The organism is Salinisphaera sp. T5B8, from assembly GCF_040361255.1.
Taxonomy (GTDB): Bacteria; Pseudomonadota; Gammaproteobacteria; order Nevskiales; family Salinisphaeraceae; genus Salinisphaera.
In genome coordinates, this window is the sequence record NZ_APNG01000015.1 from 1 (window position 1) to 24,929 (window position 24,929).

Below are 24,929 nucleotides of genomic sequence, written 5' to 3' on the forward strand. Positions count from 1 at the left end.
AATATCCGTTAACCTTTTCTCAATCGTCCGCGGAAACGGGGTAGAACCCTTACCATGCGTCAGGTTTGAGGATCGGCTTTCCTTTGCGGTTGATTACGGCCCTTGGTAACTGACTGCGCGATAGGTCTTCTGCTTTGAGCTGCCTTCGAGTCCAGTGGGCTAGCGCATCCAATTGCCCGCTACGTCGACTGGAACGATTGAGCGAAGGCAAAACCACACCCCGGACGATGTCGGGAAAATCGTGTTTGATGATGCCCAGTGCCGGCGCAAGATCAGAATCGTTACTCACGAGGACGATTTGATTCACGCGGTTGTGCGCCGCGTCGCGGTACATATGCAGGCTAATGTTGACGTCGGTTTGCTTTTCCTCAAGCACATCGACCCGCTCGAGTTCGCCCGTTTCCAGTAAACGCGCCTTTTTGATCGTCGAGGCATGGTAGCCGTTGATGACTTCTGTCGGCCCCGAGGGCGCAAACTTCAGCGCGTTGTGGTAGCGGCGTTGCCGATCCGGCGAAGCCGGGTCCGATACGTATCGTCCCAGGATCGGCGCGGTGAAAAACTTGACGGTGACAAGTTCGAACGCCGGATTCGGCGCCGACTCCATGATGATTCGTTCGATGAGACGACGTAGATCCAACCATTTAAATCGACTACCGGTGAGCGCCGAGTAGTAGAGGTTATAGCCATCGATATAAGCGATGGTGCGTAATGGTCTAAGCACGTGATCAGCTGATTGATAGATCTACAAATGAAAAAACCGCCCGAAGGCGGCTTTTTCGCCCCAAGGCGTAGGTCATCGTGACCACGCCAAGGGGTAGGTTAGAGATCAGTATTCAACAAACGCTTGATTAATGCAATGCCTTATTCAAGTTCGTTAGAACACTTCGAACAGGCCGGCCGCGCCGATGCCGCCGCCTACGCACATGGTCACGACCACATACTTGGCGCCGCGACGCTTGCCTTCGATGAGGGCATGGCCGGTCATGCGTGCACCCGACATGCCGTAGGGATGGCCGATGGCGATGGAGCCGCCGTTGACGTTGTACTTGTCCGGGTCGATACCCAGATAATCACGGCAATACAGGCACTGGCTGGCGAAGGCTTCGTTGAGCTCCCACAGACCGATATCGTCGACCTTCAGGCCGTAGCGTTCCAGCAGTTTCGGCACGGCATAAATCGGGCCGATGCCCATTTCGTCCGGGTTGCAGCCCGCTACCGCCATGCCGACATAGGCACCCAGCGGTTCCAGGCCGCGGCGTTCGGCTTCGGCGGCTTCCATGAGCACGCTGGCCGAGGCGCCGTCCGACAGCTGCGAGGCGTTGCCGGCGGTGATGAAACGGCCTTCGCTGATCTGCTGGCCGTTCTTGAACACCGGGTTCAGGCCCTGCAGGCCTTCCAGCGTCGTGCTCGGGCGGTTGCCTTCGTCGCGGTCGAGGGTGACTTCGACTTCGCTGATTTCGCCGGTCTGCTTATCCTGCTGCTTCTTGATGGTGGTCAGCGGCACGATTTCGTCATCGAACTTACCGGCTTCCTGAGCGGCTGCCGTACGCATCTGCGACTGGTAGGCATATTCGTCCTGCGCTTCGCGCGAGACGTTGTAGCGATCGGCCACCACTTCGGCGGTTTCGAGCATGGACATATAGATGTCCGGACGATGCTCGACCAGCCACGGGTCGCGGGCACGGAAGGTGTTCTGGTGCTCGTTCTGAACCAGCGACACCGACTCCAGGCCGCCACCGACGACGATATTCATACGGTCGTTGACGATCTGCTTGGCTGCGGTGGCGATGCCCATCAGGCCCGAGGCGCACTGGCGATCGATGGTCATGCCCGGTACCGAGGTCGGCAGGCCGGCACGAATCGCGCACTGGCGGGCCACGTTCTGGCCGGTGGAGCCCTGCTGGAGCGCCGCACCCATGATCACGTCGTCGATGTTTTCGCCCTGGAGCTTGGCACGCTTGAGCGCATGCTCAATGGCATGGCCGCCGAGTGCCTGTGCCTGGGTATTGTTGAAAGCGCCGCGATAGGCCTTGCCGATCGGCGTGCGGGCGGTGGAAACGATGACTGCTTGTCGCATGGGACTCCTCGATTGTTCTTGCGGTAGTGGCCTGGCGCGTTGTTGTTCGGCCCGTCAGGGCAGGCGGGTTACGCGGATTGGCTGTGGCGCCGGGCCGTCGGGGCAATGAAAGCCGCTATAAGTTTTTTGAAACGGCCTTTCGAAAAAAGCCGTGTCGCAGTATGTTGAGCCGCGTAAAGGGCGTCAAGCGAGCTCGACGCCATGGTTTGGCGGCTACACTGGCTTGGCGCGCGATCCCTGTGTGGCGGTATCGCGGCCTCATGCCATCGCGTATCTTACACGCGGTGAACGATCGTTCGGTATCGTTCGTCGTCTAATTGCGAGAATAAAAAGGAGTCTTCATGTCGCTGGTCGATCAACTCAACGCCCAGATGCGTCTGCCGGTCATCGGTTCGCCGATGTTCATCCTGTCCAATCCGGATCTCGTGATCGCCCAGTGCATGAGCGGTATCGTCGGCTCGTTTCCGGCGCTGAACGCGCGCCCGGCGGAGGAGCTGCCGGTATGGCTCGAACGCATTACCACCACGCTGGACGAGGCCCGTGCAGCCGACCCGCAGGCCAAGATCGCGCCGTTTGCGGTGAACCAGATCGTGCATGCGTCGAACGACCGGCTCGAACACGATCTGAAAGCCTGTGCGGACTTCAAGGTGCCGTTGATGATTACCAGCCTGCGCGCGCCGCACGCCGCGGTCGAGGTAGCCCACGACTACGGCGGCCACGTGTTTCACGACGTGATCAGCGTGCGCCATGCCGAGAAGGCGATCGAAGCGGGTGTGGACGGGTTGATCGTGGTCTGTGCCGGCGCGGGCGGCCATGCCGGCACCCTCAGCCCGTTTGCGCTGGTTTCCGAAATCCGCCAGTTCTGGGACGGCCCGCTGATTCTGTCCGGCTCGATCACCCGTGGCGAACATATTCTCGCCGCCCAGGTAATGGGTGCGGATTTCGCCTATATGGGCACGCGATTCATCGCCAGCGCCGAGGCGAACGCGGTCGACGAATACAAGGCGATGGTCACCGAGTCCACCGCCAAGGACGTGATCTACTCCAACCTGTTCACCGGCGTGCATGGCAACTATCTGCGCGGCTCGATCGAGAACGCAGGTCTAGACCCGAACGCGTTGCCCGAATCCGGCAAGGAAGCCATGACCTTCGGCAGCGACCGCGAGAAGAAGAAAGCCTGGAAGGATATCTGGGGCGCCGGGCAGGGCGTGGGCAGTATCGACAGCGTGCTGCCGGCCAGTGAAATCGTCGACCGCCTGGCGACCGAATACGCTGCCGCGCGCAAGCGCTTCGCTTAAGCCGGCACGGTCGTCGCGGTGCCGGCCGGGTGGCTGGCACCGCAGCGGATCAGGCGTGGTCTGGCGCCCAATCGCGCACTAATCGGGCGCCAGACGTGGCTGGACCGAGCGTTAGACGCCGGCAGGCGCGTCGAACGCGATCACGTATCGCGCTCATGACAGTGGCGGCCGCGCCCTCCGTAAGACTGCTGATATACCCGCAGCATGGGTTTCGTTTCCATGCGGATTCAACAGCCGCCGCCCCCGCCGGGCGGTGGATACGAATTCTAACGTGGGCGCGGTAGCGCGCTGACGTCGCAAGGAGCGAAATCATGCAAGCAGAAGCCATGCTCAAGAGCCACCCGAACCCGCTGTCGGTCCAGAAACAGCTGGTCGCCTGTGTCGAAGCCTGCTTCGACTGTGCGCATCACTGCACCGCCTGTGCCGATGCCTGTCTGGCCGAAGACAACGTAGCCGACCTGCGCGGCTGCATCCGTACCGATCTCGACTGTGCCGACATCTGCAACGCCACCGCGCGTGTGCTGTCGCGCCAGACCGCCTTTGGCGAATCGCCGGCCGCCACGCAGGTCAAGGCCTGCCGCGATGCCTGCCAGAAGTGCGCCGCGCACTGCGAAGGCCATCGCGATCATCATCAGCATTGCGCGCTGTGTGCAGACGCCTGCAACCGCTGCGTGAAGGCCTGCGACGATCTGCTCGGCGAGATCGACTCGTAAGCCTTAGCGACAACGGGTCCGCTACGAAGCACGGCGCGTGAGCGCGCCGTGCTTTTTTTATGCCCGTAGAAGGCACGGCAGCTCGCCACGGTCGTGCGCTGGCGCACAAGCGCTGCACCGGCCCCTGCAAAAAAGCCGCTTCGGTTGGAAGCGGCTTTTCAAGAGTCGGGTCGTTGGCAGCGCTATTTCTTGCGTTGCAGAAACTTGTTCATGATCTCGCGAACTTCGTCGGAGAATAGCCGTTCGCCGAAGCGCTCGGCTTCGCGCTCGATCTGGCCGTCGACGTCATCGCTGCCCAGGCCCTGGCGCAGCAGCTGCTTGCTCTGACGCATCGCTTCCGGCGGTTTGGCAGCCAGGCGTTTGGCCAGTTTCATGGCCTCGTGCGCTAACGCCGCGTCGGCCACGCGATAGGCGATCAGGCCCATGCGCAAGGCTTCTTCGGAATCGATGGTGTCGCCGGCGAGTAGCAGGCGGGCGGCATTCTGGCGCCCGACCAGGCCGGGCAAGAGCAGGCTAGAGGCGGCTTCGGGCACCAGGGCCAGATCGATGAAGGCGGTATAGAAACGTGCGCGCTCGTCGGCGATCACGAAATCGGCATGCAGCAGCATGGTGGTGCCGATACCGGTGGCCTGGCCTTGCACGGCGATGACCACGGGTTTGTCGAGCGCACGCAACTGCTTGATGAAACTCAGCGCCGGCCCGGCGCTGCCGGCCTTGCGCGTTTCCGGTGAGGCATTGGCGAATTCGGCCACATCGTTGCCGGCACAGAACATGTCGCCTTCGCTGTCGATGAGCAGTGTGCGTACCGCGTCGTCGGCTTCGGCGTGAGCGACACAGCGCGACAGATCGTCGTACATCGCCGCGGTGAGCGAATTGCGCTTGCTGGCACGATCGATGGTCACGTGCAGCACGCCGTCGTCGTTTTCGGCGCGGATGAAGCCGCTGGTGAGTTCGGGCTGGGTCATGACGGTTTCCTCAAAAGACGATCAACGAAAGCGACTGGGCGATACAGGCCGGCTTGTCGGCGCCCTCGATTTCGATGGTGACGGTATTGCGCAGCATGTAGCGATTGTCGCCACGGGGCTCGATGGATTCCAGCGTCTGGCGGGCACGTACTTTCGAGCCAACCGGTACCGGGGCGATGAAGCGCACCTTGTCGAGGCCGTAGTTGACCGTGGTGGTCACGCCTTCGATACGCTTGATCTGACTGGTGAGCTGGGGCAACAGCGACAGGGTCAGAAAGCCGTGGGCGATCGGCCCGCCGAAGGGGGATTCGCGCTTGGCGCGTTCCACGTCGACATGAATCCACTGGTGGTCTTCGGTGGCATCGGCGAACTGATTGACGCGTTCCTGATCGATCGTCAGCCAGTCGCTGACGCCCATTTCCTGGCCGACGAACGCTTCGAGTGCGTCCATGTTCTCAATGATCTGCACGATATTCTCCTCTCGCGCCCAATAAAAAACCGGTACCCACGACGCCCGAAACGAGCGCCGCGGATACCGGTCGACAGGCCATGGCCAACGCTTGGGTTAGCTTACGGCTTTGTCGAGTTCCGGGATGATTTCGAACAGATCGCCGACGAGGCCGATATCGGCCACTTCGAAGATCGGGGCTTCTTCATCCTTGTTGATGGCCACGATGGTGCCCGCGTCCTTGATGCCGGCCAGATGCTGGATGGCACCGGAAATGCCGAAGCACATGTACAGCTCGGGCGAGATGATCTTGCCGGTCTGGCCGACCTGCATGTCGTTGGGCACGAAGCCCGCGTCGACCGCGGCACGCGATGCACCCACGGCCGCGCCAATCTTGTCGGCGAAGTCGTAGATGATCTTGAAGTTCTCTTCGCTGCCGACACCGCGGCCGCCGGAGATGACCTTGGGCGCGGTCTGCAGGTCCGGACGATCGCTCTTGGCCTGCTCGAGGTTCACGAAGCGGGTATGCGACGGAATTTCGGCGTCCAGGCTCAGGGTTTCGATCTCGGCATTGCCGCCCTCGGCCGCAGCCGGGTAGGAGGCACAGCGCACCGAGGCCACCAGCACCTGATCTTCCGGCGCCTTGACCGTGATGATTGCGTTGCCGGCATAGATCGGGCGATCGAACTCATGCGCGGAATGCACGGCCATGATGTCGGTGATCATGGCCACGCCCAGCTTGGCGGCCACACGCGGCATCAGATCCTTGCCGAAGGTGGTGTTGGGGCCCAGTACATGGCTGTACTCGCCGTTCTGTGCGGCGGCGGCGATCTGCGGGGCCAGGGCGGCCGCGGTCGGATGCTGGTTGGCATCGTTGTCGGCCTGCAGGACCTTGGTCACGCCTTCGATCTTGGCCGCTTGTGCCGCGATGTTGGCGCCGTCGTCACAGAGTACGAGCACGTCGATCGCGGTCGGGCTCATCTGCTGTGCACAGGTGACCGCGCGTGCAGTCGACTGGATGAGTTCGCCGTTGAGATAGTCGGCGATGATCAGAATCTTGTTGCTCATAGCAGGCCCTTTTCCTTGAGTTTGCTCACCAGTTCGTCGACCGATTCAACCTTGATGCCGCCGCCACGCTCGGGCGGGGCCACGGTTTTGACGGTTTCGAGCATCGCGGCGCGTTCCACGCCGAGGTCGTCGAGGCTGGTGTCTTCGATCGGTTTCTTCTTCGCCTTCATGATGTCCGGCAGCTTGAGATAGCGCGGCTCGTTCAGGCGCAGGTCGGCAGTGATCACGCCGGGCAGGTCGATATCCAGCGTTTCCAGGCCGGCGTCAATCTCACGGGTGACCTTGGCGGTCTCGCCGTCGAGTTCGATTTCGGAGGCGAACGTCGCCTGCGGCCATTCCAGCAGGGCGGCGGTCATCTGGCCGGTCTGGTTGGAGTCGTCGTCGATCGCCTGCTTGCCCATGAGAAAGACCTTGGGCTCTTCCTTCTTGGCCAGCGCTTCGAACACACGAGCGGCGGTGAGCGGCTGTACCGGTTCGTCGGTCTTGACGTGGATCGCGCGGTCGCAGCCGAAGGCCAGCGCACTGCGCAGCTGTTCCTTGGCGGCTTCCGGGCCGATGGTCACGGCCACGACTTCATCCGCGCTGCCGGCTTCCTTCCAGCGCATGGCCTGTTCGACGGCGATTTCGTCGAAGGGGTTCATGCTGTGCTTGACGCCGTTTTCGACGACGCCGGAGCCATCCGGCTTGATCTGGATGCGCACGTTGTAGTCGATCGCGCGCTTGACGCTCACCAGTACTTTCATGTGTCGGTTCTCTTGTCGCTATGTCTTAAAAATACCCGTTCGCCACGGGCCGGTTCCGGCCTGTGGCGATGCGCTGGCATGCCTACATCGCCGAATACTTCGGCCCGCCGCCGCCTTCCGGCGGTACCCAGGTGATGTTCTGGGCCGGGTCCTTGATATCGCAGGTCTTGCAGTGTACGCAGTTGGCGAAGTTGATCTGGAAGCGCGGCTTGCCGTTGTCGTCCTCGACCACTTCATACACACCCGCCGGGCAGTAGCGCTGGGCGGGTTCTGCGTACTTGGGCAGGTTGTGCTCGATCGGGATCGACGGATCGGTCAGCTTGAGGTGACAGGGTTGGTCTTCCTCGTGACCGGTGTTCGACAGATGCACCGAAGACAGAATATCGAACGACAGCTTGCCGTCGGGCTTGGGATATTCGATCTCGGTGCACTGATCGGCCGGCTTGGTGGCCGCATAGTCGGGCGTGGTGTCGTGGAAGTTCCACGGTGCCTTGCCCTTGAACCAGTTCTGCTCGATATAGTTGAGCGCGCCGCCCTTGAAGGTGCCGAACTTGTGCAGCGAGGCGCCGAAGTTGCGGCTGGCATAGAGTTCTTCGTACACCCAGCTGGCCTTGAAGGCATCGGTGTAGGCGGTGAGCTCGTCGTGACCCTCGCCGCCATTGGCCAGTGCGTCGGCCGCGGCTTCGGCCGCCAGCATGCCCGACTTCATGGCCGTGTGGTTGCCCTTGATCTTGGCGAAGTTCAGCGTGCCGGCATCGCAGCCGATCAGCACCGCGCCCGGCATCGTCATCTTGGGCAGCGAGTTCAGCCCGCCCTTGGCGATCGCGCGCGAGCCGTAGGACACTCGCTTGCCGCCTTCCAGATACTGGGCGATCTTGGGATGGTGCTTGAAGCGCTGGAATTCCTTGAACGGTGACAGATAGGGGTTTTCGTAGTTCAGGTCCACGATCAGCCCGACCGCCACGCGGTTGTCTTCCAGGTGGTACAGGAACGAACCCCCGCTACCGGAGACGTTGATCGGCCAGCCGGCGCCGTGAATCACCAGACCGGGCTCGTGTTTTTCCGGGTCGATCTCCCAGATTTCCTTGAGGCCGATGCCGTAGTGCTGCGGGTCGACCCCCTTGTCGAGCTCGAATTCGCGAATCAGCTGCTTGCCGATATGGCCACGACAGCCTTCGCTGAAGAAAGTGTACTTGGCGCGCAGTTCCATGCCGGGCACATGGCTGTCCTTGGGTTCGCCGTTCTTGCCGACACCCATTTCGCCGGTGACGATGCCCTTGACCACGCCGTCTTCGATGATCGGCGTCTGCGCGGCAAAGCCGGGATAGATTTCCACGCCCAGCGCTTCGGCCTGTTCGCCTAGCCAGCGGCCGAGCTGGCCCAGCGAGATGATGTAGTTGCCTTCGTTGTGCATCGGGGCCGGCACGAAGGCGTTGGGCATCTTCGTGGCCTTGCTTTCGCTGGTGAAGAAATAGATTTCGTCACGCGTGACCGGTACGTTCAGCGGGGCGCCGTTGTCCTTCCATTCGGGAAACAGCTCATCCAGCGCACGCGGTTCGAAGACCGCGCCGGAGAGCAGGTGGGCGCCGACTTCCGAGCCTTTTTCGACGATACAGACTTCAAGCTCCGGGCTTTTCTGTTTCAGCCGACAGGCCGCCGACAGGCCCGCCGGGCCCGCGCCGACAATGAGTACGTCGTACTCCATGACATCGCGTTCGATTTCTTCACTCATATCGTTTTTAGCTCTTGGCTGGCTCGTTGACCGATCAAGCGTGCGGGCAGCCGTCGGTGGAGTCGGCTGCAGGCACTCGACAACGAGCGAAGGGCGCCATGATGGCACCGATATTCATGTGCCGCCATCCTGCGCCGGCCATGCCGGACGATGGAGCGGCAACAACTCGACAACGCCCGGCATGAGCTCAGACCTTCATGCCCGGCATGTTCAACGACGCGGTGTTGCCGCCGTCGACCGGCAAGGCCTGGCCGGTAATGAAGCTGGCATCGTCGCTGGCCAGAAACGTGATCGCCGCGGCCAGTTCTTCCGGCCGGCCGTAGCGGCGCAGTTCGCAGCGTGCGCCGAGCTTGTGGGTCTTGTCGTTGGCTTCGGCATAGTCGAACACCGGTTTGGTCATGCCGGTCTTGACCAGGCCCGGGCAGACTGCGTTCACGCGGATATTGTACTGGCCCAGATCGCAGGCGCTGGTCTGAGTGAGATTGATCACCGCCGCTTTCGATGCGCTGTAGGCATTGCCGCCAGCGCCGGAGCGCACGCCCGCCACCGAGGCGGTGTTCACGATCGCGCCCGCGCCGGCTTCGCGCATGTGGCGTGCCACCGCGCGGGTGAAATGCATGGTGCCGAACAGGTTCACGTCCACGACATCGCGCCAGGTATCCAGGTCGTTGTCGGTAATCGGCGTGTAATCGCTGCCGGCGATACCGGCGTTGTTGCAGAGCACGTGAATCGCGCCGTGGTCGGCGGCGATCCGGTCGACCAGCTCGGTGACTGCTGCGGCGTCGCGCACATCCAGCGCGGCCATTTCGTGGCCGCTGCCAGCGAGCTCGTCTCGCACGCGTTCGAGGGCATCCGGTACGCGGTCCACGAGCACCACGCGCGCGCCCTCGGCGGCAAAACGCAGTGCAGTGGCGCGGCCAATACCGCTGGCGGCGCCGGTGACGATCACCGTGCGGTTGTCGAATCGTTTCATGCCGGCGTTTGTCATTTTTCTCTCCTTGATCGCGCGTCGAATTCTACACAAGGCCCGGGGGGCGTCAATGTCGGTGAAACTGTGTTTCACCAGATTACGAACGATCGTTCAAATGTTTACGGGCATTGGCTTGGGCGCTGGATAGCGGTATGCAGCACACAGTGTTGGCGTTGCCGATCAGAGGGTGCTAGTTTCAGATCAACGGTGCACGAGGCATCGATAACAAGTGGCAAAAAGCCACACGAAAACAAACCGGAGGAGACGCAATGAAGCACTACAAGGGGCTCGTGCGGCGGGCGGTGGCAGCCGTGGGTATTGCAGCGGCGCTGGCCGTACCCGCGGTCGGCACGGCAGCCGACGACACGATCAAGATCGGCTATATCGACCCGCTGTCCGGGCCGTTCGCCAATGTTGGCGATGCCGGACTCAAGCACTTCAAATACCTGGCCGAGCGCATCAATGCCGAAGGCGGCATTCTCGGCAAGGATGTCGAGATCATCGGCTACGACAACAAGTCCAGTGCTCAGGAATCGCTGCAGATTCTGCGTGAGGCCGCCGACGAAGGCGTGCACTACGTCACCCAGGGCAACGGCTCGCATGTGGGCGGCGCGCTGGTGGACGGCGTGGAGAAGCACAATCGCCGCAATCCCGACAACCGCATGGTGTATCTCAACTACGCCGCGGTCGACCCGTCCCTGACCGACGACAAGTGCTCGTTCTGGCACTTCCGCTTCGACGCCAACAGCGCCATGAAGCTGCAGGCGATCACCGACTACATGGCCGAGCAGGACGATATCAAGAAAGTCTTTCTGATCAATCAGGACTACTCGCATGGTCAGGCGATTTCACGTATCGCCAAGGAAATGCTCAAGCAGAAGCGTCCGGACATCGAAATCGTCGGCGACGTGCTGCATCCGGTCGGCAAGGTGAAGGACTTCTCGCCCTACATCTCGCAGATCCAGTCGTCGGGCGCGGATACCGTGATCAGCGGTAACTGGGGCAACGACCTGTCGCTGCTGGTCAAGGCCGGCTCCCAGGCCGGGCTCAACGTGGACTGGTACACCTACTATGCGGGCGGCCTCGGCACGCCCACCGCGCTCGGCAAGGCCGGCGCGGGCCACGTGAAGATGGTCACCGAATGGCAGGAGAACCTGGTCGAGGATTACGACGCACCGGAGCTGCGCGAGATTCTCGAGGAATTCGAAGACCGCTATGACGGTATCGAGTTCTACTACCTGCGTATCAAGACCGAAATGGACATGCTCAAGAAGGCCATGGAAAAGGCCGGCAGCACCGATCCGCTGGCTGTGGCCCAGGCCATGGAAGGCATGACCATGCAAACGCCGTTTGGCGAAGTGACCATGCGCAAGCAGGATCACCAGCTGCTGCAGCCGCTGTTCATCTCCACGTTCTCGGAAGACTATGCCAAGTACGACTCCGAAGACACCGGCATCGGCTGGGTGATGGACGCCAAGCTGGACGCTGCGGATACCGCAGTCGAAAGCAGCTGCGAAATGAAGCGTCCGTCGAGCTGATCGCAACCGATCACGCTTGAACGGTGGCCGGCATGAGGCTGGCCAGGCCCCGGCGTGCGCGCTGGGTGCCCGGCATGCCTGACGCTTTCCCATTTCGCCATCGCGGGTTGCTTGGTGATGCTCGAATCCATTGTTTTTTCCGTGCTGAACGGGCTACTCTACGGCATGCTGCTGTTCATGCTGGCCAGCGGTCTGACGCTGATCTTCGGCATGATGGGCGTGCTCAATTTCGCCCATGCCAGCTTCTATATGCTGGGTGCGTATTGCGCCTATACGATCAGCTCGTATACCAATTTCTGGGTGGCGCTGATCGTCGCACCCCTGTTCGTGGGCTTTCTCGGCGCGCTCACCGAGCGCTTCGGTTTGCGTAATGTTCACAAGCATGGCCATGTCGCCGAGCTGTTGCTGACTTTCGGCCTGGTCTATGTGATCGACGAACTGGTGGTGTTGATCTGGGGCCAGCTGCCGGTGAACTACACGATCCCGCCGTCGCTGGATTTCACGTTGTTCACGCTGTTCGATACCAGCTTTCCGGCCTATCGCGGCTTCATTCTGTTCGTGGCGATCGCCATGTTCGTGGCCATCTACCTGCTGCTCGTACGTACGCGCGTGGGCATGATCATTCGTGCGGCGCTGTCGCATCCGGATATGGTCGGCGCGCTCGGCCATGACGTGCCGCGCATATTCACGCTGGTATTCGCCTTTGGCACCGGGCTGGCGGGGCTGGCCGGTGTGATGGCCGGCAACTATTACGTGACCGAACCGGGCATGGCCTTCTCAATGGGGCCGATCGTATTCGTGGTGGTCGTGTTCGGCGGGCTGGGATCGCTGGGCGGTGCGCTGGCTGCGTCGTTGATCATCGGTCTGGTGACCACGTTCGCCGTCAGCCTGAATTATTCGATCGCGGACCTGCTTTCGGTCGTCGGCCTGACCATCGGTGACGATGCCGTTGGCGGCGGTCTGGCGCATATCAACCTGTCGCGTATCGGCCAGATGCTGCCTTACCTGATGATGGTTTTGATTCTGATCTTTCGCCCGCGTGGGCTGATGGGAGCCCGCGAATCATGAGCAACACACAACCCGTACGCGGCGCGCTTTTGTGGCAGGTGGTGATCTGGGCGCTGTTCGCGCTGGTGATCGCCGTACTGCCGTATATCTTCACCTCCAGCAGCTCGATTTCGATGATGAGCCAGATGGGGGTGTTCATCATCTTCGCGCTGTCCTACAACATGCTGCTGGGCGAGGCGGGCATGCTCTCGTTCGGGCATGCGGTGTATTTCGGCCTGGGCGGCTTTTTCACGCTGCATGCCATGCGCGGTGTCAACGATGGCGCCTGGAGCTTTCCACTCGAACTGATGCCGCTGATCGGCGGCCTTGGTGGGCTGGCCTTCGGCATTATTTTCGGCTCAATCTCGACCCGGCGTGCCGGGGTGACGTTCGCGATGATCACACTCGGCATCGGCTCGATGGTCGAGTCGAGTGCCAACATGTTCACCGACTTCTTCGGTGGTGAAAGCGGTATCTCCGGCAACCGCGTGCTGGACGTGACGTTGTTGCCGTTCAGCTATGGCCCGTCGGTGCAGGTCTATTACCTGATCGGGGCATGGACGGTGATTGCCGCACTGCTGATGTATCTGCTGACCAAGACCCCGCTCGGGCGCATCTCCAACGCGGTGCGCGATAATCCCGAACGGGCCCAGTTCGTGGGTTACAACACCACGATCGTGCGGTTCATGCAGTTTTCGCTGTCCGGCTTTTTCGCCGGTGTGGCGGGCGGTCTGTTTGCGATCATGTTCGAGATCATGACCGCACCCAATGTGGGGCTGGTGCAGTCCGGCATGGTGTTGCTGATGACCTTCATTGGCGGTATCGGCGCGTTCTTCGGCCCCATCATCGGCGCGGTGTTCGTGACCTACATGCATACCGCGCTCAGCGGCTTCTCCGAGGGCTGGATACTTTATTTCGGTCTGTTGTTCGTGTTCATGGTGATGTATGCGCCGGGCGGTATCGCCGGCGTCATATCGGCGCATTTCGCGCCCTGGCGTGCCGGGCTCATGCATCGGCTGCTGCCGGGCTATGCGCTGGCACTTGTGCCGGCCTTGCTGGCGATCGCCGGGCTGGTGGGCGTGGTCGAGATGGGCTATCAGCTGTCGCTGGCCTACGATCCGTCGCAGCCGATCGATCTGTTCTACATGCAGGTCAATGCCACCAGTCTTGTCGCCTGGCTCGTCGCGCTGGTCGTGCTGGCTGGCGGTATTGCCGGCGTGCTCGCTGCCGCGCGCGTGGTGCGTGCACGCTGGGCCGACGTCAACCGCGCGATGGCCACCACCGGAGAAGGCACATGAGCGATGCACTCAAGCTTGCCGGCGTGCATAAACGCTTTGGCGAGACGCCGATCATCCGCGGTGTGGATCTCACGGTCGCGCCGGGAGAGCGGCATGCCATTATCGGGCCCAACGGCGCCGGCAAGTCCACACTGTTCAATCTGATCAGCGGGCGCTATACGCCCAGCGAGGGCGAAATCAGCCTGCATGGCAAGCGTATCAGCGGGCTGGCGCCGCATCAGATCAACCGGCGCGGGCTCAGCCGCAGCTTTCAGATCACCAACCTGTTCCAGAACATGACGGTGTTCGAGAATCTGCGCTGTTCGCTGTTGTGGGCCCAGGGTTACAAGTATTCCTTCTGGCATATGATCGGTCGCCAGGCGGCACTCAACGAGGCCGCCGATCAATGGCTCGAGCGGCTGGGGCTGACCGCGCGTCGCGACGTGCTGGCATCGCTGCTGACCTATGCCGAACAGCGCACGCTGGAAATCGGCACCACCATCGCTGGCGGCGCCGATGTGATTCTGCTCGACGAGCCGACTGCCGGCATGGGTCTGGCCGAGCGCGATCATACGATGGCCATGATCAGCGAAGTCACCCAGGACAAAACGCTGCTCATGGTCGAGCACGATATGGGCGTGGTGTTCGAACTGGCCGATCGCATCAGCGTGCTGGTGTATGGCCAGATCATTGCCAGCGATACGCCCGAGGCGATTCGTGCCAATGCCGCGGTTCAGGAAGCCTATCTGGGCGAGGCGCACTAGTGGAAGCCAAGATGCTGGAAGTAAAGGACCTGCATGCCTATTACGGCAAGAGTCACGTATTGCAGGGCGTGGATTTCAACGTCGGTCGTGGCGAGATCGTGAGTCTGCTCGGGCGCAACGGGGTGGGGCGTTCCACCACCTGCAAGGCGATCATGGGGCTGGTTGCCCCTCGGGGCGAGATCGTTTTCGACGGCGAGTCGGTGGCCGGGCTGAAAAGCCATCAGGTCGCACGCCGCGGCATCGGCTATGTGCCGGAGGACCGCTTGATCTTTTCCGGGTTGACGACCCGGGAAAACCTGGACATGGGGGTGAAGAAGGTCGGTGCCAAGACCGGCTGGACGCTCGACGATGCCTACCAGCTGTTTCCGCGGTTGGCCGAACGCGCCGATGTGAAGGCCGATCTGCTCTCGGGCGGGGAACAGCAGATGCTGACCATGTGCCGTACGCTCATGGGCGATCCCAAGCTGGTCATGATCGACGAGCCGACCGAAGGTCTGGCGCCCCAGATCGTGTCGCAGGTCGGCGATTTCCTACTGGCGATCGCCGAAAAAGGGATTTCGGTGTTGCTCGTCGAGCAGCGCCTGAGTATCGCGATGCGGGTATCGCATCGGGTGTATGTGATGGGGCACGGCCGGATCGTGTTCGAAGGCACGCCGAGCGATCTGGAAGCCGATGATGCGGTGCGCCGCGAATGGCTCGAGGTGTGATCGCCAGCGCTTGCCCTCCGTCGTGTTGTGCGCGGGCTTGGGCGCTACGGGCGCGGCCGGCACCCTGAAACCGTGCTCGGCGCGCCCGGGTGGCGGCGGGCGGTCCTGCTTTGGTCTTAGCCATTCGCGGCTGTCTGTCTAGTCATCGGACGAACGTTCGATCGCGAATGCCCCGTGGCTTAAGCGATTGCCGTTTTTTCTGTCGTTTTCAGGCGTTTGGCTCGGACAGATCGCTGCATCAAACATGTGAAATGTAGTTTCATTATCCTGTTGACGGCGCTGTTGGGCCGTGGCAGCTTTGACTGCGAGAAAACAAAAATGCCGTCGGGGCCGCGACGCAACCGCGAACAAGGTCACCGTAAACATCGGCGCATACAATCGGAGGAGATCACCGCATGAGCGATCATCGGGTCGATACGCGGTCGCTGGCGCATGTGTGCCGGCACCCCCTGCATGCCCAGACCCCGGGCGGCGATGTGTCGTCGTGCGCCGGTGTGGCACCCCATGGCTTGCGCCTGTTTCGTTGCGTCGGTTCGGCCGTCGTGATCGATGCGGGCTTCGTTTTGTCTGTCGTGCGCGCCGCGGGGGCGACGCACGGCGGGCGACCACTGCTCGCTCAATAGGGGGAGAGACGTCTTGGATTTGTTCCTTCAGCAGGTTCTCAACGGCCTGACGCTCGGCAGCATCTACGGGCTCGTTGCCCTGGGGCTGACGCTGGTTTACGGCATTCTGCATGTGCCCAACTTCGCCCATGGCGCGCTCTACATGGTCGGCGCCTATGTCTGCTATTTCACCATGGCGGATCTGGGGCTGAACTACTGGGTGGCGATCGCGGCCGCGGCCGTTGTGGTGGCCGCGATGTCGGTCATCTGCGAGCGGCTGGTGTTTCATCCCTTGCGTCACGCACCGCCGATCCACGACAAGATCGCGGCGATCGGCATCCTGCTGTTTCTCGAAGCGGTGGTACAGATGTACTGGGGCGCGGATTTCCGTCGTATCCCCACGCCTTATGACCAGATTCTGCAGCTGGGCGGGCTGACCCTGCCGGCACAGCGGCTGCTGATCATCGTCGGCGCGTTTTCGTTGATGGGCGCCCTGCATCTGTATCTGAAAAAGACGATGACCGGCGCGACCATCGTGGCCATGGCCCAGAACCGCGAGGGCGCGTTTCTAGTGGGTATCGATGCCAACCGCGTGGCAATGATGACCTTCGCCATCGCCGGCGCGCTGGCTGCGGTCGCGGCCGGGCTGTTCGCACCGATCAACCTGGTCTATCCGGCCATGGGCCATCTGGTGCTGCTCAAGGCCTTCGTAATCATCATCCTCGGCGGCATGGGCAGTATTCCGGGGGCGATCATCGGCGGGCTGATCATCGGCTTTTCCGAAGCACTCGGCGGCTTCTATCTGTCGAGCACCTACAAGGACGTGATCGCGTTCGTACTTCTGGTGGTGATCCTGTCGATCAAGCCGACCGGTCTGTTCACCAAGGGGGTGCGCTAATGAACCGTGCAATCGATTTCATGCTCGGCTCGACCATGCGCTGGTTGCTGCTGGCCCTGGCGGTGATCTTTCCGCTGGTCACCGATAACGAGTACCACATCTATGTCATGGCGCTGGCCTTCATCTGGGCGATCGCCGTCTATGGCATGAACATCATCACCGGCTATTGCGGCCAGCTCAATCTGGCCCATGGCGGCTTCTTTGCCATCGGTGCCTACGTGGTGGCCATTCTCACCGTCGATCACGGCTGGCCCTTCTGGCCGGCGTTTGCGGCGGCCGGCCTGTTCGGCGCGGTGTTCGGATTCGTGGTGGGCATCGTCTCGCTACGGCTCAAGGAGCACTACTTCGCCATCTTCACCCTGTGTGTCGGCTACATCATCTATCTGATGATCGATAAATGGGAGGCGCTGACCCACGGCTCGCTGGGCATTATCAATATCGCGCCGCCGGAAGGCTTCGGGCTGGTGGACTTCACCCAGACCATTCCCTTTTATTATCTGGTGCTGGCGTTTCTGGCGCTTTCGATCTGGCTGACGCGCCGGATTTCCGAATCCCTGCTCGGGCGCACCTTTCGCGCCATTCGTATCAGTGACGATCTGGCCCAGTCGCTGGGTATCAATCTGATGCGCAACAAGGTTCTGGCGTTCGTGATTTCCACGGTCTATGCGGCGGCCGCGGGCGGGTTGTATGCCGGCGTGGTGCGCTTCATCGGCCCGGAAGAAGCCAACTTCATCCATACCTTCGACATGATTGCCTACCTGCTGGTTGGCGGTATCGGCACGCTCATGGGTCCGTTGCTGGGCACGCTGCTGGTGACCTGGCTGACCCAGGCGGTGCAGTCGCTCGAAGAATATCGAATGATCGTGTTCGGCCCGATGCTGGTGCTGCTCGTGATCTTCTTCCCGCGCGGCATCGTCGGCAGTTTCCTGGGCTGGCGCGGCCGACGCATGGCGCGTCAGGCACCGCGTTCGGCACGCGAATCGCGCGTGGAAGATGCCGGCAAGCACAGGGCGGATACCAAGGAGGCGCGTCACAATGCTTAATATCCGCAATCTCACCAAGCGCTTCGGCGGGCTGGCCGCGGTCGACAACGTGAGCGTCGAATTCGGCGCCAACCAGATCAACGCCATCATCGGCCCCAACGGCGCCGGCAAGACGACGTTCTTCAACCTCATCGCGGGGGCGATGCCGCCCACCGAAGGCGTGATCGAGTACAAGGGGCAGGATCTGGCCGGCAAGTCGCCGGATTCGATCGCCCGCCTTGGTGTGGCACGGACCTTTCAGACCACGATGCTGTTCGAGGAATCCACGGTGCTCGACAACCTGATTGTCGGTCATCGGCTGCGTACCGAATCGCGGCTGTGGGATGTGATCATCAATTCCAAGCGCCTCAGGGCCGACGAGAAACGCTGCCGCGACAAGGCTGCCGAAACCCTGGAGTTCGTGGGCCTGTCGCATATCGGCCATCGCTATATCGCCGATACCAGCCAGGAAGAGCGCAAACGTATCGCCTTTGCTCTGGCGCTGGCGACCGATCCGGAACTGGTGCTGCTCGACGAGCCGGCCGGCGGGGTGAATCCGGAAGAAACCGACGGCCTGGTCGATCTGATTCACAAGATGGTCGATCACGGCATCACGGTCTGTCTGATCGAACACAAGATGGACATGATCATGCGTATCGCCGACAAGATCATCGTGCTCGATCACGGCGAGAAGATTTCCGAAGGCACACCGGAACAGGTCAAGAACGACCCGGTGGTCATCGAAGCGTATCTGGGGAAAGAAGATGCTGAAGCTTGAGGGCGTCGACGCCAAATACGACAGTTTCAAGGCCCTGGACAACGTATCGCTGGAAATCGATGCCGGCGAACTGGTGGTGCTGCTGGGCGCGAATGGCGCCGGCAAGAGCACGTTGTTCAATACCATCAGCGGGCTGATGAAGCCGGCGGCCGGGCGTATCAGTATCGATGGCAAGGATGTGACCGGGCGCAAGCCCTCGGCGTTGGTCGCCGCGGGCGTGGTTCAGTGTCCGGAAGGGCGCAAGCTCTTTCCCGGCATGTCGGTACTCAAGAATCTGCGTCTGGGCGGCTATGTCCACCGGCGCGACCGAGCCGGCATGAATCGCACGCTCGAGCATATTCTGGCCATGTTTCCGATCCTCGAAGAAAAGAAGGATCAACCGGCCGGCTCGCTGTCCGGCGGTCAGCAGCAGATGGTCGCCGTCGGGCGTGCGCTCATGGGCCGGCCCAAGTTGCTGATGCTGGATGAGCCGTCGCTCGGGCTGGCGCCGCTGGTGGTCAAGCAGGTATTCGAGACGGTGCAATCGATCAATGCCGAAGGCACGACCGTGCTGCTGGCCGAACAGAACGCCTATGCCGCGCTCAAGATTGCCAGCCGGGCCTACGTGATCGAAAACGGCAAGCTGGTCATGCAGGGCAGCCGTGAGGAAATGCTCGGTAACGAGGCCGTACGCAAGGCCTATATCGGCGCTTAGACATTCGAAGAATCTCGTAATCACACGAGTGCTAGCCAACCAACCCGAATAAAAGAGGGGAGATAGACAATGACATTCAAGAAAACGCTACGCCGCGCGGCGGTGGCCACGGCGCTGGCCATGGGCATGGTCGGTGCGGTTCAGGCCGCGGAAAAGGTTAACATCGGCTTTACCGGGCCGCTGTCCGGCGGTGCCGCACTCTACGGCGAGAACACGCTGGAAGGCCTGCGCATGGCCGCCGAGGAGATCAACAGCAACGGTGGCATCGATGTCGATGGCACCAACTACGAAATCAATATCGTCAGTCTAGACGACATGTATTCGCCCAGCCGCGCGGCGGTCAACGGCAAGCGTCTGGTTCAGCAGTCCAACACGCCGGTGGTGTTCACCCCGCATTCGGGCGGCACCTTCGCGCTGCAGGCGTTCAACGAACGCGACGGCTTCCTGATCATGTCCTACACCTCGATTCCGTCGGTCACGGAAAAGGGCAATGAGCTCACGGTCAAGATTCCGCCGAACTTCACCGACTACGTGAAGCCGTTCACCAAGCTCACCATGGATCGCTTCGGCAACAAGCTGGGCGTGGCCAATGCTACCCACGACTATGCCAAGTACTGGACCAAGGCCTTCGTGCCGGCCTGGGAAGCCGCTGGCGGTGAAGTCGTGGCCAGCAATCCGATGGACTACAACAAGTCGGCCGACTTCTATACCGGTGTGAGCAAGGTGCTCGCGTCCAACCCGGACGTGTTGTTCGTGGGCGGCGCCTCCGAGCCGACCGGCCTGGTGGTGCGTCAGGCACGCGAACTGGGCTTCAAGGGCGGCTTCGTAGTCATGGATCAGGCCAAGATCGATGAAGTGGCCAATGTTGCCGGCGGCATGGATGCCGTCGAGGGCGCGGTCGGCGTGACCCCGCTGGTCTATTCCGACAACCCGGGTGCGGCGGACTTCGTCAAGCTCTACAAGAAGAGTCACGACGGCGTACCGACCTCGGAAACCGCCTATAACTATTTCGCCATGTTCCTGGTTGCGCGCGCCATGGAAGAGGCCGGCACGGTCGAGGATGCCAAGGCCATCCGGGCGGCGATTCCGCAGGCACTGAGCAAGGTGGCCACCAACCACAACCCCTATGAGGTCAAGGACATCACCGATAGCGGCAACTTGGCCGTGGATGTCGAGATCGCGGAAGTGGTCGATGGCAAGGTCGAATTGCGCAAGATCTCGGAGATCGGCGCCGAATAGGTCCTTGACGGGACACTCCCGCCTCTTCAGGGGCACTCCGGTGCCCCTGTTTTCTTTGCGGCGATGGTGTTTTGTCAGGGTCGACGCCCAATAGTCAGCGTACGATCGATTTTCAGGAGTTCTCGATGAGCGTCAATCGTCAGATCATTCTTGCCCGGCGTCCCCAGGGCATGCCCGATGAAAGCCACCTGCAGTTGCAGCAGGCCGAAATACCCAGCCCCGGCGAGGGCGAGGTGCTGGTCAAGACCATTTATCTTTCGCTGGATCCGTACATGCGCGGGCGCATGAGCGCGGCCAAGTCCTATGCTGCCAGCGTGGCCGAAGGTGCGGTCATGGAAGGGGCGACCATCGGTCAGGTGGTCGAATCCAACGACGACAGTTTGGCGGTCGGCGATTACGTGCTTGCCCATGGCGGCTGGCAGGAATATGCCGTGCAGGCGGCGAAGACGCTGCGCCGGCTGGATCCCGACGCCGCGCCCATCAGTACAGCCGTGGGCGTGCTCGGCATGCCCGGTTTTACGGCCTACGTGGGCCTCGACGAAATCGGCCAGCCCAAGGCCGGCGAAACGGTGGTGGTATCGGCTGCAGCCGGCGCGGTCGGTCAGGTGGTTGGCCAGATCGCGAAGATCAAGGGTTGTCGTGTGGTGGGCGTGGCCGGTGCGCCCGACAAGTGCGCGCATGTGGTCGATCAATACGGCTTCGATGCCTGTGTGAACTACAAGGACGACGATTTCGAAGCCCAGCTCGCTAACGCTTGCCCGGATGGCATCGATGTCTATTTCGAAAACGTCGGCGGTACCGTATTCGAAGCGGTACGCGGGTTGCTCAACGACTTCGCACGTATGCCGGTGTGTGGACGTATCGCGCATTACAACGACAGCGAAGCACCGCCCGGCCCGGATCGGCTGGTGGCGTTCATGGGCCAGGTGCTGGTCAAACGCCTGCGGGTACAGGGCTTCATCCAGTTCGACTATCGCCATCGCGCCGGGGATTTTCAGCGCGACATGAGCGCCTGGGTTCGTAGCGGCGAAGTGCGCTACCAGGAGGATATCGTCGACGGCCTGGAGAATGCGGTCGATGCTTTCCAGGGATTGTTGCAGGGGCGCAACCGCGGCAAGTTGCTGGTACGCGTAGCGGCCGACCCCACCCGCGGTTAGGGCGCGGCGTTGCACGGCCACGCACAGGCGCGAACCTACGCCACACTCGGCGAGCGCTTTGGCGCACGCTACAAGTGGTATGTGTCGGCCACGGTGATGCTCGGCACCTTCTCGGTGGTCCTGGCTGCGACCATCATCAACGTGGCCGTGCCCGCGATCATGACCCGTTTCGCGGTCGCCCAGGATCAGGTGCATTGGCTGGCGACCGGCTTTCTTGCCGCCATGACGGTCGGCATGCTCCTGAATGCCTGGGCGGCCGCACGTTTTGGCTCGCGCGGCGCCTTCGCCCTGGCGATGGGCGGGTTTATTCTTGCCTCGCTCGTCGGTGGTTTCAGTGGCGATTTCGCCGTGCTCGTTGCCGCCCGCGTGGGTCAGGGGCTGACCGCGGGCATGATTCAGCCGCATGCGCTGGTCGCCATCTTTCAGGTTTTTCCGGTGCATCGACGCGGCCAGGCGATGGGTATTTACGGCATGGGCGTGATTCTCGGCCCGGCCATTGCGCCGGCACTGGGCGGGGTGCTCGTCGACAGTTTCTCCTGGCGGGCGACGTTTATTGTGGTTCTGCCAGCCTGTGCCGTGGCCGCTGGGCTGGCCTGGCGTTTTCTGCCCGGGCGCGGGCCCCGGCGCGCGTCGCTGGACTGGCTCGGTGTCGCGCTGCTCAGTGCCGCCTTGCTCGCCTTGTTATGGGCGATCGCCTCCTTGCACCGACGCGGGCTGCTTGATCCGTGGGTCGGCCTGGCGCTGTTCGGCGGTATCATTCTGGCATTGCTATTCGTGGCCTGGCAGCGGCGCGTGCGCGAGCCGCTGCTGGAGCTGCGGGTGCTCGCCCAGCCCGGTTTTGCCAGCGGCTTCGTGTTGTCGATCGTCATGGGCGCAGGGCTGTTCGCCAGCACCTATCTGGCGCCGCTGTATTTTCAGCAGTCGGCGGGCATGAGTGCGTCGGCCTCCGGTCTGATGCTGGTTCCAGCGGGTCTGGCCATGGCGTTCGTGTTCCCGGTGGCCGGTCATCTGACCGACCGCGTGCCCATACGCTGGATCGTGGCCGCCGGTCTGGCGTTTTTCGTGGCGAGCATGGTGTTGCTGGCGGCCGCGGAAATCCCGACCTCGGCAGCCTGGCTGGTCGTGTGGGCACTGTTCGGGCGCCTGGGTGTGGGCTTGATGATGCCGCCGATCACCACCGCGAGCCTGGGTCTTTTGCCCGAAGATCAGCTCGATCGCGCTTCGGGTATTATCAATTTCGGCCGCCAGATCGGCGGCGCGTTAGGGGTGAATCTGTCCGCGGTTCTGGCGCAGTACGCCAGCGATTTCTATCGCTTTCGCCACCCCAACGAACCCGCCACCCGCGTGTTCGAAGCCGGTTTCGATTACGCGTTCGTGGTGCTCGCGCTGTTATTCGTGCTTGCCTTCTGGCCGCTGCACAGGCTTTCACGTGCAATCGCGAGGGATGCGGTTTGATCCGGCTGATACAGCGGGGATTGCCTGGAAAATCAAAAAAAGATTAATTTCTCGATTCGGTCGGCGCTGCGCGATAATATTCAGCGCGCGCGGCCTTGTTTTAAAACCATGGTAGTTGGATCTGAACGTCTGTGTATAAGATCGAGGACATGGCGCACGGACAGAGCCCTGTTGCCATGCGACTTTTTCCGTATGGCATATACGCACGGTTATGTCTATCTTGTAGCCTTGCGCGGTGGTGGGGTGATCGATCAGGCGGGCTGGTACGGCCTGCGGTCGGGCAAGCGCCTTTGAGTTGTGGCTGCCACACGATGGCGGCCTCGGGGTGATAATTGGAAAACCGATATTGCGGCCTTGTATTGGGCAGGCCGCGGTACAAACTGGTGGGTGGGGAATCTAGATCATGCGAAAGACGATGTCGTCGGACAGTGCGGATACGAAAGGCCACAACTATGTCACCGCGCTCGCGCGGGGGCTGGAGTTGCTGCGCTGTTTTGGCGATGCAGCGGAATATCTCGGTAATGCGGAACTGGCCAAGCGCACCGACATTCCGCGACCTACCGTATCGCGTCTAACCGCAACGCTTACCCAGCTCGGCTATCTGCTGTATATGCCGCATCTGGAGAAATACCGGCTGGGCCCGCGGGTACTCGATCTGGGCTATCGCTATCTGGCCAGCGAAGGCGTGGGCAATATCGCGCGTCCGTTCATGCAGGAACTGGCCGACGCGACCGACTGCATGGTCGCACTGGGCGTACCCGAAGGTGCGCAGATGACCTATACCCAGGCCTGTCAGGGCAAGGGGCCGCTGATTCTGCGCTTGCAGGTGGGCTCCCGGGTGCCCATGGGGCTGTCCTCGATGGGGCTGGCATTTCTGGCTGCGCATACGCCGGCGGCGCGCGAGCCGTACTACGAGCGTATTCGCGCCGAAAGCAGCATGCCCTGGCCGCAGGTCGAATCGTTGCTCGAGTACGCCTATGAAGACTATGACCGCTATGGCTTCTGCATGACGGCCAGTACCTGGAGTCGCGATATCAGCGCGGTGGGCGTACCGCTGGTGCTGGAGAATGGCCAGCGCGTGGTGTCGTTCAACTGCGGCGGTGCGGCGCAGCGGCTGACCCGCGAGGTGATGATCGACAACCTCGGCCCGCGGCTCAAGCAGGTGGTCGAACAGGTCAAAGCGCTGGTCGTGGGTAGCGACTAGCGATGGGCGAACGCAATGAAGCGGGTCATTTCTCGCTGGCCGATGCCAATGCCCGCTACGATCGCGGCTTTGCCGCGCACCTGGGTTTCGAGTTCGTCGAATGGGTGCCGGATCGCGCCGTACTCCAGCTCGACATCCAGGAATGGCATCTCAATCTCGCGGGCGTTCTGCACGGCGGCATTCTCGCGACGCTACTGGATATCGCCGGGGCGGCCGCGGGTAGTTATTGCCCGTATCCGGGGCGCATTCGCAAGGCGATCACGCTGTCCATGACCACCACGTTCACCGGCCAGGCCAGTGTTGGCATGGTGCGCGCAATCGGTCGCCGCCGTGCCGGAGGACAGCGTATTTTCAACTCGAGCGTGGATATCGTCGATGCCGACGAGCGCCTGCTGGCCATCGGCGAAGGTACCTACCGCCTGCGCCGGGGCAGCGAAGATCCGCGCGGCGTCGCCAGCAACGCCTAAAGCCAGCCATGGGGTCACAGGCGCTCGCCAGCGGCGGGGCCACCCCGATTACTCAAGCCTACGGCA

Annotated in this window: 25 protein-coding genes; 17 read left to right on the top strand and 8 right to left on the bottom strand. The window is 61.9% G+C overall.

Annotation, left to right across the window (positions count from 1 at the left end; translation table 11 throughout):
• Positions 1-49 precede the first annotated feature (49 nt).
• Positions 50-721, bottom strand: a complete 672-nt coding sequence (locus T5B8_RS13600; protein ID WP_353179569.1) for an NYN domain-containing protein — start codon at positions 719-721, stop codon at positions 50-52.
• Positions 722-874: 153 nt separating this feature from the next.
• Positions 875-2,077 carry an acetyl-CoA C-acyltransferase gene (locus tag T5B8_RS13605; RefSeq protein ID WP_353179571.1) on the bottom strand — a complete coding sequence of 401 codons (1,203 nt, stop codon included), beginning with the start codon at positions 2,075-2,077 and terminating at the stop codon, positions 875-877.
• Positions 2,078-2,418: 341 nt separating this feature from the next.
• On the opposite strand from T5B8_RS13605, the gene T5B8_RS13610 reads away from it, so the two are divergent.
• Both T5B8_RS13610 and T5B8_RS13615 read left to right on the top strand, forming a co-directional pair.
• A complete protein-coding gene (locus T5B8_RS13610) occupies positions 2,419-3,375 on the top strand; it encodes an NAD(P)H-dependent flavin oxidoreductase (protein ID WP_353179573.1) in 957 nt (318 codons plus the stop codon).
• A gap of 311 nt (positions 3,376-3,686) precedes the next feature.
• Complete coding sequence (locus T5B8_RS13615; RefSeq protein ID WP_353179575.1) at positions 3,687-4,088, top strand: four-helix bundle copper-binding protein; 402 nt, start codon at positions 3,687-3,689, stop codon at positions 4,086-4,088.
• A 182-nt stretch (positions 4,089-4,270) separates the two neighbouring features.
• Here T5B8_RS13615 and T5B8_RS13620 read toward each other — a convergent pair whose 3' ends face one another.
• The 6 genes from T5B8_RS13620 to T5B8_RS13645 form a co-directional block, all read right to left on the bottom strand.
• Entirely contained in the window at positions 4,271-5,053 is a 783-nt protein-coding gene (locus tag T5B8_RS13620; protein ID WP_353179576.1) for an enoyl-CoA hydratase-related protein, read from the bottom strand.
• Between the two features lie 10 nt (positions 5,054-5,063).
• The gene (locus tag T5B8_RS13625) at positions 5,064-5,522 is read right to left on the bottom strand and encodes a MaoC family dehydratase (protein ID WP_353179578.1); all 459 of its coding nucleotides are present in this window, start codon (positions 5,520-5,522) and stop codon (positions 5,064-5,066) included.
• A 96-nt stretch (positions 5,523-5,618) separates the two neighbouring features.
• A complete protein-coding gene (locus tag T5B8_RS13630; protein WP_353179580.1) occupies positions 5,619-6,569 on the bottom strand; it encodes an electron transfer flavoprotein subunit alpha/FixB family protein in 951 nt (316 codons plus the stop codon).
• Positions 6,566-7,312, bottom strand: coding sequence for an electron transfer flavoprotein subunit beta/FixA family protein (locus T5B8_RS13635; RefSeq protein ID WP_293628002.1), 747 nt, complete (start codon positions 7,310-7,312; stop codon positions 6,566-6,568). Before T5B8_RS13635 ends, T5B8_RS13630 begins: the two co-directional genes overlap by 4 nt.
• 82 nt (positions 7,313-7,394) lie before the next feature.
• Positions 7,395-9,032: an electron transfer flavoprotein-ubiquinone oxidoreductase gene (locus T5B8_RS13640; RefSeq protein WP_353179740.1), complete on the bottom strand. Its 1,638-nt coding sequence runs from the start codon at positions 9,030-9,032 to the stop codon at positions 7,395-7,397.
• A gap of 199 nt (positions 9,033-9,231) precedes the next feature.
• Complete coding sequence (locus T5B8_RS13645; RefSeq protein WP_353179582.1) at positions 9,232-10,017, bottom strand: SDR family NAD(P)-dependent oxidoreductase; 786 nt, start codon at positions 10,015-10,017, stop codon at positions 9,232-9,234.
• Between the two features lie 266 nt (positions 10,018-10,283).
• On the opposite strand from T5B8_RS13645, the gene T5B8_RS13650 reads away from it, so the two are divergent.
• The 15 genes from T5B8_RS13650 to T5B8_RS13720 all read left to right on the top strand — a co-directional run bounded on the left by T5B8_RS13650 (position 10,284) and on the right by T5B8_RS13720 (position 24,863).
• Entirely contained in the window at positions 10,284-11,552 is a 1,269-nt protein-coding gene (locus T5B8_RS13650; protein WP_353179584.1) for a branched-chain amino acid ABC transporter substrate-binding protein, read from the top strand.
• A 117-nt stretch (positions 11,553-11,669) separates the two neighbouring features.
• Positions 11,670-12,620 (top strand): branched-chain amino acid ABC transporter permease, encoded by a 951-nt coding sequence (locus tag T5B8_RS13655; protein WP_353179586.1) that lies wholly within the window; start codon positions 11,670-11,672, stop codon positions 12,618-12,620.
• A complete protein-coding gene (locus tag T5B8_RS13660) occupies positions 12,617-13,897 on the top strand; it encodes a branched-chain amino acid ABC transporter permease (RefSeq protein WP_353179588.1) in 1,281 nt (426 codons plus the stop codon). The genes T5B8_RS13655 and T5B8_RS13660 overlap by 4 nt, the downstream gene beginning before the upstream one ends.
• The gene (locus T5B8_RS13665; protein WP_353179590.1) at positions 13,894-14,640 is read left to right on the top strand and encodes an ABC transporter ATP-binding protein; all 747 of its coding nucleotides are present in this window, start codon (positions 13,894-13,896) and stop codon (positions 14,638-14,640) included. The genes T5B8_RS13660 and T5B8_RS13665 overlap by 4 nt, the downstream gene beginning before the upstream one ends.
• Positions 14,641-14,651: 11 nt before the next feature.
• The gene (locus T5B8_RS13670) at positions 14,652-15,347 is read left to right on the top strand and encodes an ABC transporter ATP-binding protein (protein ID WP_353179742.1); all 696 of its coding nucleotides are present in this window, start codon (positions 14,652-14,654) and stop codon (positions 15,345-15,347) included.
• 395 nt (positions 15,348-15,742) lie between these two features.
• The gene (locus T5B8_RS13675) at positions 15,743-15,970 is read left to right on the top strand and encodes a hypothetical protein (protein ID WP_353179592.1); all 228 of its coding nucleotides are present in this window, start codon (positions 15,743-15,745) and stop codon (positions 15,968-15,970) included.
• Between the two features lie 13 nt (positions 15,971-15,983).
• A complete protein-coding gene (locus T5B8_RS13680) occupies positions 15,984-16,847 on the top strand; it encodes a branched-chain amino acid ABC transporter permease (RefSeq protein WP_353179594.1) in 864 nt (287 codons plus the stop codon).
• Positions 16,847-17,890: a branched-chain amino acid ABC transporter permease gene (locus T5B8_RS13685; RefSeq protein WP_353179595.1), complete on the top strand. Its 1,044-nt coding sequence runs from the start codon at positions 16,847-16,849 to the stop codon at positions 17,888-17,890. The genes T5B8_RS13680 and T5B8_RS13685 overlap by 1 nt, the downstream gene beginning before the upstream one ends.
• Positions 17,883-18,647, top strand: a complete 765-nt coding sequence (locus tag T5B8_RS13690; protein WP_353179597.1) for an ABC transporter ATP-binding protein — start codon at positions 17,883-17,885, stop codon at positions 18,645-18,647. The genes T5B8_RS13685 and T5B8_RS13690 overlap by 8 nt, the downstream gene beginning before the upstream one ends.
• Complete coding sequence (locus T5B8_RS13695) at positions 18,634-19,341, top strand: ABC transporter ATP-binding protein (protein WP_353179598.1); 708 nt, start codon at positions 18,634-18,636, stop codon at positions 19,339-19,341. Before T5B8_RS13690 ends, T5B8_RS13695 begins: the two co-directional genes overlap by 14 nt.
• 69 nt (positions 19,342-19,410) lie before the next feature.
• A complete protein-coding gene (locus T5B8_RS13700) occupies positions 19,411-20,580 on the top strand; it encodes an ABC transporter substrate-binding protein (RefSeq protein ID WP_353179599.1) in 1,170 nt (389 codons plus the stop codon).
• A gap of 125 nt (positions 20,581-20,705) precedes the next feature.
• Positions 20,706-21,737, top strand: a complete 1,032-nt coding sequence (gene curA / locus T5B8_RS13705) for an NADPH-dependent curcumin/dihydrocurcumin reductase (protein WP_353179601.1) — start codon at positions 20,706-20,708, stop codon at positions 21,735-21,737.
• Between the two features lie 9 nt (positions 21,738-21,746).
• A complete protein-coding gene (locus tag T5B8_RS13710; protein WP_353179603.1) occupies positions 21,747-23,192 on the top strand; it encodes a DHA2 family efflux MFS transporter permease subunit in 1,446 nt (481 codons plus the stop codon).
• A gap of 403 nt (positions 23,193-23,595) precedes the next feature.
• Positions 23,596-24,396: an IclR family transcriptional regulator gene (locus T5B8_RS13715; protein ID WP_353179605.1), complete on the top strand. Its 801-nt coding sequence runs from the start codon at positions 23,596-23,598 to the stop codon at positions 24,394-24,396.
• A 2-nt stretch (positions 24,397-24,398) separates the two neighbouring features.
• Positions 24,399-24,863 carry a PaaI family thioesterase gene (locus tag T5B8_RS13720; protein WP_353179606.1) on the top strand — a complete coding sequence of 155 codons (465 nt, stop codon included), beginning with the start codon at positions 24,399-24,401 and terminating at the stop codon, positions 24,861-24,863.
• Positions 24,864-24,929: the final 66 nt, after the last annotated feature.